Consider the following 14086-nt stretch of genomic DNA (forward strand, 5'->3'; position numbering starts at 1 on the left):
AAAAAACTCATGTTATTTTTTAAACACTATGGATCGTACTGACAAAAAGATACTTGATATACTTCAAGCAAATTGCCAAATCAACAATCAAGAGCTAGCAGACATGGTGGCCTTATCACCTTCTCCTTGTCTTCGTCGTGTTAAAATATTGGAAGATAATGGATACATAAAGAAAAAGGTTGCTCTTCTCGAACCCGAAAAAATAGGTTTAAAATTATCCGTGATTGTTTTAGTTGGATTAAATAGTCACCAACCTGCTGTTATGAATCAGTTTGAGGAGGCTGTGCGCTTTCTTCCTGAGGTAATTCAATGTTATTTAATCACAGGCCAATCAGCAGATTACGTATTAAAAGTAATTGTGCCAGACCTAAATGCATACCAATCTTTTTTATTAGATAAGCTAACGCGTATCAATGGGGTAACGAGTGTACAATCAAGTTTTATATTAAGAACTATTTGTGAAACAACTACTCTTCCATTAGATCATCTCGATTAATTATTTACTTATTGATATGTTAAGAAATCGCAGATAGCAGGTGCTTTTACTGTCACAAACCGCATACTTGTCATTAATAGACCACGATGAGATCCCATTCTGATCTCATTTTAAAAAGGACCATCATGCTCTGGGCGCTGATTTCTCTATTTTTCTTCTGGCTGGTTTTCCGAGAACTCACAGGGCGCCTACCTATCTCCAAAGGCTATCTCGCTACATCGCTGTTCTTAGCTTTGTTATTTGCATGGCCTCCTTTTCATCGGTGGCGTTTTGAACGCTTCTTAACAGAGGTCGCTAGCCAATTAGCCGAAAATCATCCTGCAAAAGTACACTGCAATACCTTATTTGATACAATTTTCGATGAAGAACCAGGAGTTTATGGTCATGCGGACCCTAAAACTGGTTACATCGTCATCCAATATCCCAAATGCTCGCTATTGATGGATTATGTGAGTCATCCTGAACGTGCAACTTTGGATGAAATCATTGCACTAAATATTTTAACCCATGAAAGCATGCACGCACGCGGTGAATATAATGAGGCAAAAACCGAATGTGAGGCAGTACAAAGAAACTACCGCACAGCAATCCTACTTGGAGTTCCTGATAATATCGCAAAACAAAATGCTCTTGATTACTATAAAGATGTTTACCTCAAGCGCCGTGATGGTTATTTCTCAAAAGAATGTGCTCCAGGTAAAGCAATGGACGAGCATTTAAGTGATTCGACGTGGAATGAATAAGAACTCACGTTGATTAAATAATTCATCATGAGTACGTGTTGACTAATCCTAACCATTTCAAGGAATATAATGAATAACCTTTAACACAACCCACTATAAATAAGCATGAGAAATACACTTCTACTTCAGACGATGATCGATTCATGTTAAAGAAAATACTGTTCTTGATATTATTGGTAATAGGATTGTCAAACTGCAATAGAAGTGTTGAACAGCAAATCGTTTTGCCACCTAAATTTCCTTCCAGTACAAAGGATTACAAACCCATAGCTGATTTGCCTTATGTTGCTTGGTGGCAACAATTTCATGATGTAGAATTGAATCAATTGATTAAAGCTGGCTTGAATAACAACATGGACATTCATATTGCCATAGGAAACTTACAACAAGCACAAGGCGAATTGCGACAAGTCAAACTTAGTTGGCTTCCTATCGTACAAATACTTGCCGGTTACTCCACCAATCCCGCTCTTGGAACACCCGGTGCATTTTATGGAATATGGCCCTATTATTTTGTGAACATTATGAAACTTTACGCGCAACAGAAACAAGCTACATACAATGTTCAAATTTACCGCGCTGCGATTGATGGAATGCGCCTGGCATTAATTGGCCAAATCGCATCAGCTTATTTCACTTTAATTGCTCAATTAGAACAATTAAGATTATTGCAACAACTAGATAGTGACTTGAAATCATTAATTAAATTGAGTCGAGGGGAAATTAAAATTGGTTTAGAAAATGAAATTGCTCTGGCCCAATTGCAAACCGATGAGCGTCTGATTGCAGCGCAAATTAAACCTATCTTGCATAATATTGTGGTCAGTGAAAATGCGCTTCGTTATTTGATTAATGCAAATCCAGGAAGGATAAACAATAAAAATAATTTCGCCAAAATAGACTTTTCCCGTTTTAAACCAGGAAGCTTACCCGCTACCGTATTAAATAATCGTCCTGATTTGAAAATGGCATTCTATGCATTAAAAGCCTCTCACGCAGGTATTAAAGTTGCCTACAGTGATTTTTTCCCGGGAATTCAGTTAGATGATTTTCTAGGTGAAGTAGATTTGCCAAACAGTAATTTTGCTGACGCAACTGATGCATACATCAATTGGACGTTTACGCTCAGTACCTTAGGGAAAATTGCAGCAAGTAAAGGTGCTTATAATGCAAAAGCTGCTGAATTCAATAAAACAGTCCGACGGATTTTAAAAGAAGTCGATAGTGACTATTCTGCCAACAGACGCATGAATGAAAAATTCATGGCTTATTTACGTGCCGAAAAGGATTATCGTCATAAATACAAATTACAACAAGGATTGCTAAAAACTGGATTAATTTCTTATAAAGAATTATTACAAAGCAAAATATATTTGGATAACTTGGCGCTCTCAACAAATCTGGCCAAACTGGAGCTCGCTATGTCATTGGTTATTTTATATCAAGACTTGGCGGGTGGATATGCATATACTCAGTAGCTTTTGGGGAAATGAATGTAACCTGGCACTCGGTATGTAATTAACGGTAACTTATATATATGATACATTTACGCAGACATCGTCTACACGTTAAACAGGGATTTGTACGATTAAAGCACTGGTTCACTTTGGCCAATGTCATCATTTTGATTGGTATTTTAACGACCCTTATTTATGTTTTTTCTTATTTATTCCCTTTCACAGATAATGCATTTGTCGTCAATAACGTACGTCCAGTCGCAGCCCTTACGAATGGCTACATTACAAGTCTTTATGTAAAAAATGGAGATTTTGTCAAAAAAGGCCAAAAGCTTTTCACAGTCTTTCAAAAACCTTATATATATGCTGTGGAACAACTTAGTGCAGATTTGTCAGGTGCCGAAGCACAATTGGCTGCATTAAAAAGCACTTATGAGCGAGATCTCAAACTCAGTGAAAACGAGCAAAAAAATTACATCAGACTCAAACAGGATGATCAAAAATATTATAAAGGCTACGCATTAAAATCGGTCTCTCTTATTACCTTACAAAATTCCCAACAACAAACAAAAGCCGCTAAATATAAATGGGATGCTGCTTTAAAACAGTTGGAAATTGTTCAACATCAAATTAAAGCGCAAGAAAATGAAATTAAATCCCTACACGCGCGATTAAAAAATGCCAAAGTGAATTTGGAGCAAACAGAGGTATATGCACAAATCAATGGAATTATCCAAAATTTGTTTTTTAGTATCGGAACACCCGTAAATATTAACCAGCCTCTTTTTTCTTTAGTGGATACAGATAATATTTACATTCAAGCAAACTTTAACGAAACAGACTTGGGTCATGTGCGTCAAGGTGCAAAAGTATTGATATTTCCCAGAATGTATCTGGGAAGAAAAATGTTTCATGGGGTAATTGATTCAGACTATTGGTCAGCTAACCGACAATTAGTGGACAACCGTACTCAGCTACAAAATGTCACCAATGAAAATCAATGGATCTTATTACCGCAAAGACTTCCTGTGATCATTCGAATTACCGATCCTGATCCTCATTACCCGCTACGCCTTGGGACAAGTGCCTATGTCTATATCAAAGTTTAAGCGATGGCTTGATGAAGTTGATCCTTACGCATTGCAACGCATTACTCTTTATAAGTGTCTCTTCGTTGCAACTATAGAAGTATATGTTTATTGGATATTTCGGCCTGTAAGTTTCCTTACTTTTTTTTCACCTTTTCTTTTAGCAGGTATGTATGAAGCCCCAGTGCTAACCACTTTTAAAGAAAAAGAGCGATTACTGATTTTTATCACTGTGGCAATTATTCTCATCAACGTCTCCTTTTATCTTATTTATCCATTTCATGGAGTCTTTTTCTTTTTTTCAGTGTTTGCCTTCGCAATAACCTATTTCTGTGTATTAAAATATTTCTATGCATTAAAAAATTTAACAATGCTGCTTATAGCAACTGGAGCTGTGGTTCTGAGCACTGAACCTCCTGCTAACCTTGAAGTCGCATACGGGTTTATTTCATCAACTACATTGGCGATGATTTTTGTATTCATTAGTTTGAAATGTTTCCCTAATGTCTATTTGATCATATGGAACAGAGCACTGCAAAAATTTATTCAATTTCTTGAGGAAGATATTAATTCTGCGCTAAATCAAAATCATAAAAGTCCTATAGGAGAGGAAATTCTCCATTTGGGAATGGTACGAAATTATCGACGAATGCTTCCTAAAAAATACATAATGCAGGCGTGTCGTATCTCGGTAAATATAAGAAATATCCAACACGCATTAGATAATTTATATTATGAGACAAAGAATGAGGTATTTTGGTACGGTATAAAAAACAACCTTTTTTTGCTTAGGCTCAATATGAAAACTTACACACAATGCGGCACACCCGCAATGCCTATAGAACCCCAAACAAAATTACAGCATTACGTTATGCATTGCTTACACCAAGCATTTATCCATTGGAATAAATTATGCTTTCTGCGGCACAACTGAAAAAGAAACTTGATTATGCACGCTTTACTCAATTGGCAATTATGTTTATCGTCGCCATGTTAATTTATTTATTTACAACGATACCTCATAAATGGTGGGTTTTACTCACGGTTCTGGTGATCAGCGCAGGAATTGAACCAGGGCTTATTATCAGACGAGCTATTCATCGTATCGGTGGAACTTTTTCCGCTTTGTTGATTTTGATTCCTTTAATTTATTTAATGCAGTTAAATTATCGACTAATCCCTGTGGTATTTATCATCGGTATCATTGGATTATCTGTTTCAGCATTAAATACACGCCGCTACGATATTAGTGTTTTTTTCATTACTGTTGTAGTTTTTTTACTATTAGCACAAACTACTGATGTGAATTCACCCGCAGGTCCATTTGAAATGGTGCTAAATCGGGGTATCTGTACCTTGATTGGTATTTTTATTGTCCTGGTAGGTGATTATTTTTTATTTCAAGCCTATCGTTATTCACAAAAGCTCTATTTATTTCACCAGATGATGGTTTATAATTTTTTTAACAAAATCGTTAAAGAAATAATTAAGTGTCGGACAGAAAAAATTAATACCTTTATTTTTGTCGAAAAACTACGAAGTCAAGTGATCAAGAATTGCGCCCCCATTGCAATTAGTTCTGAAAATTTAAAACTGGAAGTTAAAATCAGCTCTGAAACAAAAAAACGAGTTGATATTTTTCAGGAAACAATCTGGGATATACGCAGACTCATATTTGCATTATGCATTTCTGAATTTGTTTTACATTCCACAACAGCAACTGAGAAACACCTGCAACAATTTAAAATACTTATGACAAAAGCAAGGAACAATTTTATTTATACTAAAGATATTTTAGAGTAGGCAAAGTATTCGATAACTTAATGAGTTACCGAATACTTTAAATCTCTTTTTATTTTCCCTCAAAGACAAGATTTAGCATCACAGTGCCAATTGACTTGAGGTAGGCTCAGGCATGAGTCGTTTCTGTTCTTCAATAACCCTATTTAAAATTCTTAATTCAGAAACTGCGGCTGTTTTCTTTTGCTCTAAAGCCGCAATAGTATTAGTCAAGTCGATAATTAGTTGGGATACGTCCGATATTTTTGTCATTATAGATTGAGACTCGGCGGCATACGCAACCATTGGGGAAGTGCCTACTGCTTGTCTTCCAATATATCGATCGATTGGATTGGAATCAGCAAGCACACTCTGAAGACTTGATTGATATTCTGCTTCACGAGCTTCAACATCTTCATAATTTTGTTGATGAGTCTGTTTCAACATTTGCAGCTGGGTCAAGCGCCTATTCGCATTAATTAAATCTAACTGACACTTGTCAATTCGGCTTTCCAACGACTCAAAATGCGGTCCGTAAGAGTGGTTAATTTCGATTAATTTATCCAGGCTTAGTTGACTAAAGTATCGATGCAGCTCAGCAGGATTTTTATGCGGAAATTTTGACATAATTTATTTCTCTATAGATGTAAAAAAATTAAAATCATATCACTTCCTATCCATGTAAGAAACTATTTTGTCATTGTGATTATTTATAAATCTTACTTTATAGCATGTCGTTGCGCTATTTAGAGTGCCTTTATTTTATCAAAAAATTTAATGCACATTGTGTCTACCCATCAAACCTCACTAAAGAATTGCGCTCATCACTAGAAAAAGCATGAAGAAGATTAATTTTTATGAGCTCGGCTAAAGTCTTAGTCTCCATTTTTCGCATCACATTTGCGCGGTGGACCTCTACCGTAGATATAGATATATCAAGTTCATGGGCTATTTGTTTGTTTAATTTTCCTTCAATGACTAAATCCATAACCTGTCGTTCACGGTTGGTCAGCCGATCCAGATGCTCATAGAAATAAGATTGAGAATGGGTGGAATTAGTGTGCATCTTTTTAAGGCATTTTTGAGTAATTTCCAGCAAATGCTGATGATTTACCGGCTTAAGAATGAAATCAGCAGCACCTGCTTTCATAGCGCGCACAGCCATTGCAATATCGCCATACCCGGTGATCATGATCACTGACACTTGATTTCTTAAAGGATTAATATATTCCAGTAACTCAAGCCCGCTCATGATCGGCATACGCACATCGATAATTAAACATCCTTTTTGTGTGACATCATAATTGTCAAGAAAAGTTTTAGCATTTTCATATGTTTTTACTGGGATATTCACTGATTCAAATAACCAACGAAATGACTGGCAAATTTCAGGATCATCATCCACCACAAAAACAGTTGCATTAGCAAAACCCATATCAATTCCCTTGGTTAAATAATACTAAAATAATCAGACAGCATCATCTTGCTATCCCCTATATACGCGGTTAATTTTTCTTAATGAAAAAATCTTTAACAGCTTTTCTATCCATTTTCCTGAGTTTTTAGTTTATTAGGGTTTACCAGCACACTCCAAGGTAAAAACCAACTAGCCATATTCCGATAAAATTTTGAATAATATCAAAACGCTTAATCTAGCATAAAGAAAGTCTATATCCAATTTTATCAGGAGATTTTATTCATGGATAGAAAAATAGCAGTTGTTACTGGAGGTACAGGAGGAATAGGTACCGCAATTTGCCGTCGTCTCGCAGCGAATTATAAAGTTGTTGCATGTTACTTTAAAAATGGTAAACATGATGAAGTATTGCAATGGCAAACCACACAAAAAAAAGCAGGTTATGATATTGAAATTCTTTTTGCTAATCTCATCAGTTTTCCTGATTGTGAAACACTCACTGATTCAATTATTGAACGCTTTGGCTGTATTGACATCCTGATAAATAACGCGGGAGCTACATGCGATGTCAGCTTAAAAAAAATGGAGCCTCACCATTGGCAACAAATAATTGATGCAAATTTAACAAGCACATTCAATATTACACGTAACATTCTACCCTTCATGATTGAGAAAAATTACGGGCGTATAGTTTGTATTTCATCAATAAATGGTCGAAAAGGACAACTAGGGCAGTGCAATTATGCGGCAACAAAATCTGCTTTATTTGGATTCTCAAAAAGCTTGGCTCTGGAGGTTGCAAATAAAGGCATCACTGTAAATACCATTTCCCCTGGTTATATTGAAACATCCATGGTAACTACTTTGAAAAAAGACATCCTTGATAAGATCACAAGCAGTATTCCTGTAGGACGTCTAGGAAAACCCGAAGAAGTTGCCAATGTAGTTTCATTCTTAGTGAGTGAAGAAGCGGGATTTATTACGGGTTCTAATATAGATATCAATGGTGGTCAATATATGAGTGCTTAATTGAGTTCTGCATTCGACCATAGCCAAATTGTATTTATGTAAATAATATTATTTGGCTATGTTGAATAGAAAAACACACTAACTATCACATCAGTCCAAAAAAAATTTAGGTTAAAAAAAGTTTCCAATAATCCACACTTCACTCATTTCTCAAATCTCAAGATAAAAATAGTGCCTTTTTCTTTCTTTGTGTAATAAGATGGAAATAAGTAAGCATTTTTTACTCAAATACATGCAACTGAGAATCAACAAAACATTTATTGATTTTTTTGTGGAGATGAGTCATGCCAAAACTTCATCCTAATATTGAGCTTGTAGAGGTAATAAAAGATACGCTTCCAGAGAAAATTGCATCTTCTTTATCAAAGGGAATCACGGAAAAAAGAATATTATGCGATCAATTTGGCGCTTATTATCTGATTAAAAAACCGGACCCTCTCACAATAGAAGATGTATTTAAAGGATATCTTTCTAATGAGGAGCTGAAAAAACCTTCATTTGATACCATGGTGCATATTTTCTCAATCAAACTTGAAAGTGCTTTTCTTGAGGTTTTAATTCCGCGTATGGTAAAAAAAATGTTTGAGGGTATTATAGTTGTCCCTGAAAACTATCTTCATGTTGATAAAGATAAATCAATCGGCGTCATTTCCAAATTCATAAACAGTTTTTCCGAATTTTTAGCAAAAAAAGAAGCAGTCAAAGCAGAACCTTTATTCGAACGAAAATATTTACCCAAACGTGCTCATTTATCACTCACATCAGAAGAAGCAAGAATTCTCGGCCAATTATATGCCGTCGCTTTAGTTTTTAATTTATGGGACCTATTAAATTCCAAGTTACTCAACTCCGGTTATTGCGTGGGTAGTGATGCAGTAAAACGAGCTGCTATTGTTGATTTTGGTTGTGCAGGTATTCTGAGTTACAAAGGACGGCATGCAGATACTCTAGCATTGGATGACCCTGACTTTTCCCCGGCTAAAAAAATAAATTACTCGTTTTTTGGACAAAACTATCGTGATCATTACCGCCATGGTTTTGCTCTCCCCTTTGATAGATTGGTTGCGCCCCTTCTTCCTCATACAGTAATTTCTGATTTATTTAACATGTCCGACAAAGATCCGATTAGCCGTTCCATGCTCGAAGGATTTTGTGAAGCAATTACTGTAGCTGAAAAAAATATGACTCAAAATCCTCTTTTATTGGAGGAAGAATTAATAGAATCGTATAAAGCAATCACATTAGATTCTTCATTAAAAGCTGATGAATTGAAATCCCATTTAAATACCGATTTTTATGGCAAGTCAGGAAAAAACTCGCACTCCCTGGTGACTCTTCTTCAACAACGTCTTGTCAGTGCCAAAATGCTTATCTACCAATTTAAAGCAGGAATACCAGCAACTGTGGTCCAAGAGAAAATAAGAGACTTCTATTACTATTCTCAGTGTTGGGGGAACACAAAATAAGAAAAAAATATCAGTGTGATCTTTATATGATATAATTTACTTTGATTTAGCCTATTTTCGAGTAAATAATCAATTCCCTAGATTTATAGAGCTAAATTGTTTCAAAATGAGAAATAGCAGGAACAACCCTTTCATTAGATTATGCGATATAAAATTACTGAACAATTTGCAAGAAGTGAGGAAAAAGTCATTGCTGAGTTTAACGAATTAAATGACGCGCGCATCTTTCTGACGAAAAAATCAGCAAATGCAGATTTGGAAAAACAAAAAATTATTTTCAGACTCTATGATGATTTTGATTTATTACATGAAATAAATAGGGAACATATCTCTGTTGCCTATGCGAAATATGCAGAAGGCAATGGAGATCCTAATCTTATCCAACTTTCCTTCCACGTGATGATTAAGATCCAAAAGGCTTTAGAAAAAAGAGGAATTGCAAACTTTAATGATAAGAATGATGCGAATTTATTTATAATTAGCAAATGCAAATCAGATGAATCCATACAGGATAATGATCTCTTTTTCTTATATAAAGGACAAAATTTAATTGATACCTTAACTAGAATTATCAACACCCATAGGGAAAAAGAAGCAGCACGCATTAGCAGGAATGAAAAAGGAGCAAAGTTTCATCCGACACCAATGCCAAGGCGTCCAGTCCCCCCTGGACTTCTAAATGATTGCTGGGTTGAAGAAGATAATGATGATGATCAGTAAAGGTCCCAAGTAAAACAGTGAATACCACCCTAAATTAAGAAACAATCTTCCTCAAATTCGAAAGACCGTCCTTGAGCAAATTGCATCATCGCAGAATTCAGTTACAAAACAATTCAACATTTCTTTAATTTCGGATTGAATTTCTTCTTTGGCCTCGGAGTTTATATTTTTAATAAATTGTTCTGGATGATTTAAAAGAGTATTTAAAGTCGCTATTTCTGCAGGAAAGGAATTATAGAAATGTCCATCAATAACAAGATTAATCGCATTAATTAAATTAGGATCTTTTTGTTTTCTTAGACGATTTAGTATCATTTGAACATGAGCTTTAAATGTATTGACTTCTTTAAAAAATTTATAATGTTCGCGCATAATATTTAGTTAATTAAATTCTTGCCACAAATAACAAAAAATTGCAGTATTGTATAATAATATCTAATTTTATTCTATTTTCATGCAAAGCAAATTCATGTTTTTCCCTTTTTCTCATTATGAGTTTTCATCAATAGATGGCTTTGCTTATGTTTTTCGCAAACTCGTATTATCCTCCTATGCGAAACGCCATAAAAGTGTGGCAGATGCTCGACTTTATTTGGCTCTATCCGGAATAGATTTGGAATCTACAGTCAAAATCCTTTTGGTAATGGAGCAAAATGGATTACTCAATACGTCTATAACTAACTCCATTTTTTCACCGGTTGGATGTGGTGATATTGCAAATACGTTTTGTAAAATGATAACGGGGGACGAAATGATTTCTTCCGAGCAAGAAACTTCCTCCCTTGTACATCTTAGTGAAGAACTAGAAAGAGACCTCCCCAAAATTATTCGTATTGACATACCGGGACATTCCTATGTCATGCTTGCTTGTGAAAAAACATCTCAGGGGGTTTTAGGATACATTTATCAATCGAATGTAGCATATGGCATGGAAGATAACTCTTTTTCTCTTGCAGCATGGTTGATGGATACAAAATCATCTAAAACAAATCTTTCAATACATTTGCAAAAACTGGCTCTATTGATAAATCCTACCGTTTCTAATTTAGAGAAAGCAAATATCTATCTTAAATTATATTCCGCCAAACCCATAGTTGAAGTGAAAATCCCTGCAAATATGCAAGAAATTATTTCATATATTAATGAGAATATTTTTTTCAAATATAAAATCAAAACAATTTGTGCTAAAGACATGCTACTTATTTCAGAACGAATAAAGAACATGACCATTCAAAATCCCGTAGAACTGCTACAACCTCTAGATACATATATTGCTAAGATGAAAGAAGAATTGGGAGAGTTTATTGAATTAGAGTGTCAACTACCAGCCGCAAAACCCACTCAACATTCCTATCTGCTATGAGTTGAGTTCTTTTTTACATTATTGGCTGATTATGTTACAATATATGCAGCAATAAACTGGAATTAACAGTGCTTTCCTTAGCGTCTTCACAGAGTTATCAATGGATAACCAGTCTCATTTCACGAGTCATTATAACCGCAGGGTGATGAATAAGTATGATTGATTTCCTCGTGACATTAGAAAATGAATTAGTGCAAGCATCTTCACTGAATGATTGTGATTATGCCTTGAGTTGTTATTTAAACAAAAAAGGTATTACAACATTTTCATTCACGTATTATGCCTATCATCCAAATTCAGCCAATCGCTTAAAATATGATATGTGTTCTACTCATTTCAAATCCTGGCATCAACATTACCTTGCTGAACAATACCATAACATCGACAGTACACTAAACTTTGTTTATAACAATCATCTGCCGATTTATTGGAATTTAAAACAGCAATTGGCACAAGCAACCAGTGAGTCAGAGCGTAAAATGCGCAAAGACTCAATAGCCTTTGGCGCGGAATCAGGTCTATCAATTCCTATTCACGGTCCGCATAATAATTTTGCAATTTTGTTATTAGTACAAATGCAAAATCAACAATGTAATTTACAAGATAGTTATGCACAATATGAATTTTTTGTTGCAGCACATCACTATTATCACTACATCCAGACCCATCTTTTAGATCAGGTCAGTGAAAAGGAAGCATTTCATCTAACCCAACGTGAAATTCAATGCTTATTGTTGATTGCAGAACAGTACTCAGTCAGAGAAATGTCACAACGACTCGAAATCAGCGAGCGAACCATCAATTTTCATATTCAAAAAATCAATAAAAAATTAGGCGCCAAAAATAAATACCAATCTTTAGCTAAGGCATTAGAGCATCAATTATTAACCTTATGACCCCTGTCATAAATGACAGTGGTTACTCACCAATTACAAGCATTAAAATTTAACCACTTGTCCATTGGAGAATCATAATGACTTTTTTGAAAAAAATTATGCGCTTAACCATGCTTGCTGCGTCTCTTATTTCTGCAGGAGCCAATGCAACGTTAACTCTATATACCACTAATTGGTCTATGTATGGTCAAAATCCTTATGAATATGATGGCGCTTATAAAAATGGTCGACCTTATGGACAATTAGCCTATGCTTCCAATCCAGAAATGGTTGCTCAATTCAATAAGGCTGATGTCGTTGCCTGGAGCTTTTTACAAGTATGGAATAGTAAAGATCCCAATCAGGCACTATACCCAATCCCTTCCAGTTGGGATGGTTTAATGCATTTTGCCGATCTCTGGGGCGAGTTACCTTTAGAGGGCTCCTGGATATCACCTTTACCTCCAGAAACTCAAGATTTCCTGGATTTTTGCGCTGCAAATCAAGGCGCATGTACTTCCGTACAAATGAACGGCAACACAGGTCAAAAGGAATTATTTAATTACACAGATCAAAAAGGAGTAGGACAACTCAATAGTTTTGGTGCTTTTATTCATTCCAAGAAATATACCGCAAAGCGTATCATTGCCATTGGCGGAGCGAATACTGTAGATAATAAAGGAATCAGTACAGCCACATTTGCGGCAATCTTTGCCAATCAAGACAAATTCCTAAATCAATTTAAATCCTGGATGAATCACTTTAAAAATCTAAAGGGAATTGATTACGATTTTGAACCACCTATTGATCTGCAAACGGGCGGCCAATTACCGCCCGATGCAAACACTTTAGCAGACTACAAACATCTTTTTGACCTAGTTAAAGCCAGTCGAAAAACTTTGGGTAAAGATGCGTATATTTCTGTAACCATTACCGTGAATAAAAACTATTTAGAAAAAATCAACCAATCAGTCGATGGCGGCTGGTTTAAACAAATTGCAAATTATGCAGACAGCATCAATTTAATGACCTATGATTTACATGGTCCCTGGTCACAAAACAGTGATCCCTATACTGCAGTTCACGCTTATTTAAAACAACCTGATACCTTCCATAAAGGTGAGTTTGCGATAAACTATGCAACCGACTCCATTACAGAGCAGGTTCTTGCATACGGAATGCCTAAAGAAAAATTACAAGTAGGTTTAGCTGCCTATGGACGAGGTTTTTCTGGAGTAGAGTCTGGTGAAAACTCCACTCTTCCAGGCTTTGAACAACCTTGGTCTGGTGCCAGCCATTTTGCTCCTGAATATTCAATACAGGATGGTCTTTTACCTTATAAGGCCGTAAATAAATTGGTAAATCAATTCCATTATAAGATTTACCATGTAAATGCCTTGGATGAAAATGATAATTCGTTCATTACCGGTTCTTATCTCTACAATTCAACAGCGAAACAATTTGTTGGTTACCAATCTCCCGAAGTAGTTAAAGCAATATGTAGATTTATCAAGGATAAACAACTTAAAGGCGCCATTATGTGGAGTGCGGATACAGATTTACCAGTTTCCAATCCAAATAGTCTCGTTGTTGCTTATAAAAGTCTCTGCAACTAACCTCAATTCGATATAAGAATCAAGCCTTAGCGCAGCC

Annotated in this window: 15 protein-coding genes; 12 read left to right on the top strand and 3 right to left on the bottom strand. The window is 35.5% G+C overall.

Going from position 1 to position 14086, the window contains the following annotated elements; genetic code table 11:
* Positions 1-28 precede the first annotated feature (28 nt).
* The 6 genes from Ltuc_RS09910 to Ltuc_RS09935 all read left to right on the top strand — a co-directional run bounded on the left by Ltuc_RS09910 (position 29) and on the right by Ltuc_RS09935 (position 5587).
* On the top strand, positions 29-496 hold the full coding sequence (locus tag Ltuc_RS09910; protein ID WP_058521101.1) for an Lrp/AsnC family transcriptional regulator: 468 nt from the start codon (positions 29-31) through the stop codon (positions 494-496).
* 125 nt (positions 497-621) lie between these two features.
* Entirely contained in the window at positions 622-1239 is a 618-nt protein-coding gene (locus tag Ltuc_RS09915; protein ID WP_058521102.1) for a hypothetical protein, read from the top strand.
* A 143-nt stretch (positions 1240-1382) separates the two neighbouring features.
* Positions 1383-2717 carry a TolC family protein gene (locus Ltuc_RS09920; RefSeq protein ID WP_058521103.1) on the top strand — a complete coding sequence of 445 codons (1335 nt, stop codon included), beginning with the start codon at positions 1383-1385 and terminating at the stop codon, positions 2715-2717.
* 59 nt (positions 2718-2776) lie between these two features.
* Complete coding sequence (locus Ltuc_RS09925) at positions 2777-3805, top strand: HlyD family secretion protein (protein ID WP_058521104.1); 1029 nt, start codon at positions 2777-2779, stop codon at positions 3803-3805.
* A complete protein-coding gene (locus tag Ltuc_RS09930; protein ID WP_058521105.1) occupies positions 3786-4718 on the top strand; it encodes a hypothetical protein in 933 nt (310 codons plus the stop codon). The genes Ltuc_RS09925 and Ltuc_RS09930 overlap by 20 nt, the downstream gene beginning before the upstream one ends.
* Positions 4697-5587, top strand: a complete 891-nt coding sequence (locus Ltuc_RS09935) for an FUSC family protein (RefSeq protein WP_058521106.1) — start codon at positions 4697-4699, stop codon at positions 5585-5587. Before Ltuc_RS09930 ends, Ltuc_RS09935 begins: the two co-directional genes overlap by 22 nt.
* Before the next feature lie 78 nt (positions 5588-5665).
* Here the strand turns inward: Ltuc_RS09935 and Ltuc_RS09940 are convergent, their stop codons facing one another.
* Both Ltuc_RS09940 and Ltuc_RS09945 read right to left on the bottom strand, forming a co-directional pair.
* Entirely contained in the window at positions 5666-6190 is a 525-nt protein-coding gene (locus Ltuc_RS09940; protein WP_058521107.1) for a hypothetical protein, read from the bottom strand.
* 163 nt (positions 6191-6353) lie between these two features.
* Positions 6354-6998, bottom strand: coding sequence for a response regulator transcription factor (locus Ltuc_RS09945; protein WP_058521108.1), 645 nt, complete (start codon positions 6996-6998; stop codon positions 6354-6356).
* Between the two features lie 264 nt (positions 6999-7262).
* Here Ltuc_RS09945 and phbB point away from each other — a divergent pair, with 264 nt between their 5' ends.
* The 3 genes from phbB to Ltuc_RS09960 all read left to right on the top strand — a co-directional run bounded on the left by phbB (position 7263) and on the right by Ltuc_RS09960 (position 10195).
* Positions 7263-8009 carry an acetoacetyl-CoA reductase gene (gene phbB / locus Ltuc_RS09950; protein WP_058521109.1) on the top strand — a complete coding sequence of 249 codons (747 nt, stop codon included), beginning with the start codon at positions 7263-7265 and terminating at the stop codon, positions 8007-8009.
* Between the two features lie 284 nt (positions 8010-8293).
* Positions 8294-9475 carry a hypothetical protein gene (locus Ltuc_RS09955; protein WP_058521110.1) on the top strand — a complete coding sequence of 394 codons (1182 nt, stop codon included), beginning with the start codon at positions 8294-8296 and terminating at the stop codon, positions 9473-9475.
* A 141-nt stretch (positions 9476-9616) separates the two neighbouring features.
* Positions 9617-10195, top strand: coding sequence for a hypothetical protein (locus Ltuc_RS09960; protein WP_058521111.1), 579 nt, complete (start codon positions 9617-9619; stop codon positions 10193-10195).
* 51 nt (positions 10196-10246) lie between these two features.
* Here Ltuc_RS09960 and Ltuc_RS09965 read toward each other — a convergent pair whose 3' ends face one another.
* Positions 10247-10567, bottom strand: coding sequence for a hypothetical protein (locus tag Ltuc_RS09965; RefSeq protein WP_058521112.1), 321 nt, complete (start codon positions 10565-10567; stop codon positions 10247-10249).
* Between the two features lie 97 nt (positions 10568-10664).
* On the opposite strand from Ltuc_RS09965, the gene Ltuc_RS09970 reads away from it, so the two are divergent.
* The 3 genes from Ltuc_RS09970 (at position 10665) to Ltuc_RS09980 (ending at position 14049) form a co-directional block, all read left to right on the top strand.
* A complete protein-coding gene (locus tag Ltuc_RS09970; RefSeq protein WP_238584107.1) occupies positions 10665-11558 on the top strand; it encodes a hypothetical protein in 894 nt (297 codons plus the stop codon).
* Between the two features lie 155 nt (positions 11559-11713).
* Positions 11714-12454, top strand: coding sequence for a helix-turn-helix transcriptional regulator (locus tag Ltuc_RS09975; RefSeq protein ID WP_058521114.1), 741 nt, complete (start codon positions 11714-11716; stop codon positions 12452-12454).
* A 77-nt stretch (positions 12455-12531) separates the two neighbouring features.
* Positions 12532-14049, top strand: coding sequence for a glycosyl hydrolase family 18 protein (locus tag Ltuc_RS09980; protein ID WP_058521115.1), 1518 nt, complete (start codon positions 12532-12534; stop codon positions 14047-14049).
* Positions 14050-14086: the final 37 nt, after the last annotated feature.

This window comes from Legionella tucsonensis (assembly GCF_001468035.1).
Taxonomy (GTDB): domain Bacteria; phylum Pseudomonadota; class Gammaproteobacteria; order Legionellales; family Legionellaceae; genus Legionella; species Legionella tucsonensis.